Below are 5,837 nucleotides of genomic sequence, written 5' to 3' on the forward strand. Positions count from 1 at the left end.
GGGAATTTACTACTTGAGGGAAAAATCCAAGGAATAAGTAATCTGTTAATATCAGGATCAAACATAACAAATAATGGAAATACAATAAGTTCAGGGTTATTGAGATTATCAGGAAATGACATTACAAATAACTTAACAATATCAGCAAGTAATGTAGAGTTAGTGGCAACAGGAAATATATTAAATAACTCAATGATAGAAGGGGAGACAGGGAAATTATCAGGAAATAATATAACAAACAAGGATTTGATAATATTTCTTGATAAGCTTGATATAGAAGGAACAAAATTAATAAATAAAGATGCATCAGTGTATAGTGACAATGAGCTGAATATTGTGGCAGGAGATGTAGATAATACAGATGGAGAAATAGTAGGACAGGGAACTTTAAATATAACAGATTTTAATTTACTGGATAATACAAGAGGAATAATAGACAGTAGAGGAAATATATTATTAAGTGGAAATAAGCTTTTAAACAGCGGAGAGGTATCAGGACAGTATAGACTTTACTGGATAACTTGGGATGGTCAGTATATTTATGACGATGTATGGCAAGAACTTGACGATGCATATGCCCAAACAGGAAACAGCAGTTTGATAACAGGATTAGATAATTGGGTAATATCAGAGAATTATACAATGGATTATAAAACAGGATATGATAAATTAAAAAAAGAATATGGTGATATAGAGAACCCATTTTATTATCTAAATACAACTGTAAAATATGAAAAAAATAAATATGAAACAAAGGTTTTAGAAGGATACGTAGATACAAGTAAGTTAGTAACAAAAGGCGGGAGAATACTGTCAGGAGGTAATCTTACACTTGATGTAGTAGAATTAGAAAACAAAAATTCTAAGATAAGTTCAGGTGGAACTTTAAGAATAACAGATAAGGTTCAAAAGATAGAAAATACAACAGATGTATCAACAATAAAAGTGTATGACGGGAAAGAAACATTAGTTTTTGGGGAAAAGGTCATGGCTTCTAAATTTTATGATACAGTAGGAATAGGAAGAACATTAATAGATGTGGGAAGAGACTACAATATAGCAGACAGGGTGTCAGTAATAGAAGGTAACAATTTAATAATAGAAGGAACACCGACAATAAATAACGGATATGATTATAGTAAAATAGGGACAGGAATAGTAGTCGACCCCAGTACAATAACTTCAAAAGATGTGGATGTAGACTTGTATTATGATCCAGTATCAGTACATGTAGACCGAACAGCAGTAATAGATATAATAACAACAGGGACAATACCATTTAATCCGGGAGTATTTACAAGTTCACAAAGTAAGTTATTTACAGAAAGTAAAGACCCGAATTCAAAATATTTACTGGAAACAAGAAGTCAGTATATAGATTTATCAAGATTCTTTGGAAGTGATTATTTCTTAAGTAAAATAGGATATAATGAATCAAAGGACTGGAATATGGCCAGAAGGTTAGGAGATGCTTATTACGAGACGAAATACATGAATAATCTTCTATTAGAAACATTAGGGACAAGATTCATAAATGGTAAGGCAGATACAGAATTAATGAAAGAAATGCTTGATAATGCAGTATCGACAAGCGGAGACTTACAGTTAACAATAGGAGTAGCTTTAACAGGAGATCAGATAAAAGCTTTAAAAAGTGATATAATCTGGTATGTAGAGCAGGAAGTAAACGGAGAAAAAGTATTAGTGCCACAGGTATATTTAAGTCAGGCAACACTTGAGAATATAAAGAGCCCAACGACAACAATATCAGCACAGGAGACGCTCGCAATAAACAGCAGTACACTTGTAAATCAGGGAAGACTAGAGGGAAAAACAGTCTATGTAAATACAGATAACTTAATAAATAAGAGTGTAGGCTCATTAACAGCAGAGATAACAGGAACAAATATACAAATAGACGCTAAAAATGATATACTGAATATAGGGGCAGTAATATCAGCCAAAGAAGATTTGATGTTAACAGCAGGGGGAACAATAAGTAATGTAACAACAGGAGTGGAAACAACAGAACATGACAGGCTTGAAGGAAAAGAAAGAACCAGAATATATGATGATATTCAGAATGTAGGAGTAATAAGTTCCGGAAATACAACATATATAGAAGCAGATAAATATGTTTCAAGAGGAGCTGTAACAGAATCAGGAGGAACGACTTATATTGAGTCTAATGATGTAAATATAAATACAATAGCTTTGAAAGATTATGAGAGAACAGAAGAAAATCATGGATATGATTTATACAGAACAACAGAAAAGTTAGGCTCAGAGATAACAGGTCTTGATAATGTAATAATAAATGCCGGAAATGATATAAATATAAAGGGAAGTACAGTAGCATCAGACGGAACGGTTCAGTTAACAGCAGGGAATGACATAAATATAGAGAATGACAAAAATACAATGTATACAGAATCAAAAAGAGATAAGAAAGGAACATTCTCAAGTTATTCAAAATTGGAAACTAATTATCAAGAGGGAGCAGTAGCAAGTACAGTAATAGGGAATAATGTAATATTAGATGCTGGAAATGATGCAAACATAAAAGCATCAAATGTCATAGCAGTAAAGAATGATAATATTCAGAGTAGTGGTGGAAATATAGTAGTAACAGCCGGAAATGACATAAATATCACAACAGATGATATGAATAATGAATATTATTTAAAGGAAAAGAAAAGTGGCTGGAGTGCCTCGGCTTCAATGAGTGGCGGAGGAGCATCGGCAGGAGTGACTTACAGTAGTACAAGTCTTGAGAATACAAGAAATAGTACAACAGTGGCGACATCAAGTATAGTTTCTGAAGGGAGTACATTACTATCAGCAGGAAATAAAGTGAAAACAGAAGCAATGCAGGCAAATGTCGGGGAAGATATGATTATCAGAGGAGTAAACGGAGTAGAATTATTAGATGCCCAGGAAGTATATAATGAAAAAATAAAACAGGAAAGTAAGAGTGTAGGAATAACAGTAAGTGTAGGTTCAACAATAACAAGCTTTATAAGTTCAGTGGATGAAAAATCACAAAATAATGGGAAATATGGATTTGGTAATAAGTCAGAACTTATAAATAGTTATGGTGACGGTTTAGATGTAGCAAGACAGGGGATAAAGGCAGGCTCAGACTTATCTCAGTTAGTAGTAGACGGAATGAAGGGAAGCTATGGTTCATTAGGTGGATACGGAGTAACAGCAAATGTTACAGTAAGTGCAAGTAAAAGTAAATATGAATCTAATACAAGCGGGACAACTTCTGTAGCAGGAAATATAAATGTAGGTGGAAATCTTGTAATATCATCTGAAGGAGATGTAAAACTTGTAAATCAAAAAGTGAATGTTGGAGAAAATATTATAGTAGATGCAAAAAGTTTTGAAGCAACAGCAGGAAAAAATACTTATAATAATACAACAGATTCAAGTTCACAGGGAATGTCAGCCGGATATGATTTTACAGGAGGAACAGTAACAGGAGGAATAAACGGAAGTAAAGGAAACAGTAATTCATCATCAGTCTATTATGATAACACAGTAATAAATGCAGGAGGGACATTCCAGTTAACAACAAAAGAAGATGCAACATTCAAAGGAGCCAATGTAACAGCAGATAAGATAGACTTTGAAATAGGCGGAAATCTGAATGTAATATCATTACAGGATGAATACAAGTTAGATGGAAGTAACAAAAGTGGCGGACTAAATTATGGTCATACAGAACAAAGTGACGGAACAGGCTATAATTCAGTATCAGGAAGTGCAAGTTATGGGGAAAGTAAAGGAGATAGTAAGTGGATAAATAATCAGACAAGTATAATAGCAGAAAACGGTGGAAGTATAAAGGTTGGTGAAACTTTAACTAATGTGGGAGCTATTATAGGAAGTATGAACGATAGTATGAGAATTGAAGCAAAAGAAGTAGTAGTAGAAAATTTAAAAGATCATGATAATGGAGAGAATTACAATGTAGGTCTAAGTGGAGTAGACAGAAAAAATGCAGTGCCACAAACAGAATTACAATATGGAAGTCATGATAAGGAGCAGGATACAAATGCAACTTTTGTTAATACAGTAGTGGTAGAAAATGGACAAGAAATAAACCTTGAAGAAAGAGGAATAAATACAGATATATCCAAAGCACAGGTAATAACAAAAGATGATGTGGTTGAACAGATAGACACAAAATTACATACTGATTTATTAAATAGTGGAAAAGTAAAAGATTTGATTAATGATTTAAATAAAATTTATAGCAATGTAGGTGAAGTAAGGGATCAAATTGTTGTTACTAGATTACCAAATGAATCTGTTGAAGAATATTATGGGAAAATAGCAGAGGGTTTAGAGGAAAATAAAATAATAGTTATTGAGATGGATAGAGCAGGAGTTTATGATAGCAGTCTAATAAATAGCTGCACAGGAAGTAATTGTGTTTTATATGATGACGATGGTACAACAAAATTATATGCTCATGATTTATCAGGAAATGCACCAAAGTATGATAAAGTTGAAAATACTAAATTGTATATGAAAGATGGTAAACAATATGAAGGTGTTAATGGAAAAATATTTTATGACTTGCAATCTGTTGTAATGGATGCATCTCAAGAAATAATAAAGATATCTAGAGATGATAATTTAGAATATGGATGGCAAACATATGCTATAGAAACAAAAGATAAAAACGGGAAGACCGTGACGGTCTACGGGTATACACCTTTTGTGCAAAGCGGGGAGGCATCAGCAGCAATAGGACTTAACAAGATCAATGAAGAAATAGCAAAAGGTAATTATATTCCCCTTGGAGCAGTTATAGTAGCAGTTAATCACTCACATGGGAAAGAATATCCTATAAATGATGTGTCAGAGTATTTTTCTCAGGGAGATTTAGGGAATGCAAATGAAAAGCATTCAATATCAGTTGTTACACCAAGTGGAAAAGTATATCAGTATAACAATGATAAAACTATTTATTACTATGGTGATGTGAATATAACACAACCATTGAATTCTGGTAATTTTGAACTAAAAACTGAAAAAATGAATTCTTGGGAACTGAAAAAAGACAGTTCGGGAAATGAAATACATGATTCTAATGGGAAACCTATATTAATACAAGTTGAATATGAAAAATTAATAATTTTTCCAAAATCTAAATAAGGTGGCTAAATATGGCAAAAATAATTTTTATGATAGTTCTAACTTTTTTTTCATTAGGAAAAGAAGCGATTATACTTGATGTTAAGTATGATACTTTACTTATAAGGAAAAATAAAGCTGATAATGAAAATTTGGAAATAACAGGATTAGAAAACGGGAAAGAAGTTATAAGCGAGGTCTATAGAAATGAAATTTTTATATCTGGAAAAAGATATAAATATATTAATGGGAAAAAAGTTTTATTATATGAAAGAAATGTAGAATTAAATCAAGATAATGAAGTGGTGATTGATGATGAAGTTGTTTATTATTTATCTGGTAAACTTAGACAAAGATTCAAATTATTTCCAAAAGGATATCCGTTAAAAAATAATGAGTATGATAATAGAATAAAGTTCTCATCAACATATTTTAATGAAGAGGGGGAAATTATTAATTCTGAAGCGGGATTATATCCAGTGGTATCGAATGTTCTATTTACACCACTTTTTATTTATTTGGTTAGGACAAAAGAATTGATATATTTAATGGATTTAAAAAAGTAAATAATCACAATATTGAATATTTGAATATGATAAAATGCTGATATAAAGGGAGTGTGCAAGAAAGTCTGTAAATTAAATCTGATATAATAAAAGATTTGTTTTTCATATATTGATTTATCT

At 31.7% G+C, this 5,837-nt stretch carries 2 protein-coding genes; both read left to right on the top strand.

The window, feature by feature from the left end:
- Window positions 1-5,172, top strand: a 5,172-nt coding sequence (locus NK213_RS18660; RefSeq protein ID WP_253352066.1) for a hemagglutinin repeat-containing protein, incomplete at its 5' end; no start/stop codon positions are given.
- 11 nt (window positions 5,173-5,183) lie between these two features.
- Window positions 5,184-5,717, top strand: a complete 534-nt coding sequence (locus NK213_RS18665) for a hypothetical protein (protein WP_253352070.1) — start codon at window positions 5,184-5,186, stop codon at window positions 5,715-5,717.
- Window positions 5,718-5,837: the final 120 nt, after the last annotated feature.

The sequence above is a fragment of the Sebaldella sp. S0638 genome (assembly GCF_024158605.1).
Lineage (GTDB): Bacteria > Fusobacteriota > Fusobacteriia > Fusobacteriales > Leptotrichiaceae > Sebaldella.

Bases quoted from the DNA above. Each gene is read 5' to 3' on its own strand.
- NK213_RS18665 (WP_253352070.1), top strand. From the start codon at position 5,184: ATGGCAAAAATAATTTTTATGATAGTTCTAACTTTTTTTTCATTAGGA.